The following is a 1066-nucleotide window of genomic DNA, read 5'->3' on the forward strand; positions in this document are numbered from 1 at the left end:
TGCGTGATCGAGAACATCCCGACGTCGAGGAGCGGGGCGCGGCCCGTCTCGCCCAGTCGCCGTTGGCGACCGGTGAACAGCCAGAGGAGGAAGACGCCCAGCAGGATCAGGTAGGGCACGAGGGACAGGCCCAGGGGCTCGATCGGGGTCCCGTTGATCTCGGGAGCCTGTTTCGGGAGGATCCACCCCCAGGTCTTGCTCTGCAACATCCCGTACACGACGAGGACGAGGCCCGCCGCCGAGAGCAGGACGCTCGGGACGTCGATTCGGGTGCTGCTCGGCCTGCTGCTGTCGGAGATGAGGCGCGCCGTGAGGACGACGCCGATCATGATCACGACCTCGGACACGAAGACGTAGCGCCAGTTCAGGTAGGTCGTGACGTAGCCTCCGATCAGGGGGCCGGCCGCGACCGCGGCCCCGGACACGGCGCCGATGATCGCGTACGCGGTCACGCGGTCCCTGTCCCGGTAGTTCTCCGCGACGAGAGCTGCGATGGCCGGGATCACCAGCACGGCGCCGAGTCCTTCGATGACCGACCAGCCGAGGAAGAGCACCGCGAAATTCGGGCTCAGTGCCGTCAACAGGGAACCGCACGAGTAGACGACCGCACCGATCACGAACGCGCGCCGCCGGCTCCAGATGTCGCCGAGCTTTGCGCCGAGCAGCATGACCGCCGCCATCGTGAGGGTGTAGAACGTGATCGCGCTCTGCATGGCCGCGACCGTGGTGTCCAGGTCTGTGACAACCGTCGAGATCGACACGTTCATGACGGTGCTGTCGAGCACCATGACGAACTGCGCACTGCCGAGGACCGCGATTGCCGTCCACTTACTCATCGAGTCACCCGCAATCCGACGCGAACGCCGCTGGCCCCCTCATCCGGCCGGTTTCCGGCACCCCCGTTCGAGGCGAGTATGACATCGCTCCGAACCACGCGAAAGAGGATCGATCGGCCGCCGCGTCGACCCGCGACGGGCGAGACTGCTCAGCGCGGCAGGTGGATGACGGTGAGGACCTCGGCGAGGAGGCGGATGCGCTCCCAGAGCGACTCGATGATGATGTGCTC

Annotated in this window: 1 protein-coding gene; it reads right to left on the reverse strand. The window is 66.8% G+C overall.

Annotation, left to right across the window (positions count from 1 at the left end):
- On the reverse strand, nucleotides 1-836 hold an 836-nt coding region (locus tag QN345_RS19365; RefSeq protein ID WP_323509155.1), incomplete at its 3' end, for an MFS transporter.
- Between the last annotated feature and the right edge of the window lie 230 nt (nucleotides 837-1066).

This window comes from Cryobacterium sp. 10I1, assembly GCF_035019805.1.
GTDB classification, from domain to species: Bacteria; Actinomycetota; Actinomycetes; order Actinomycetales; family Microbacteriaceae; genus Cryobacterium; species Cryobacterium glucosi.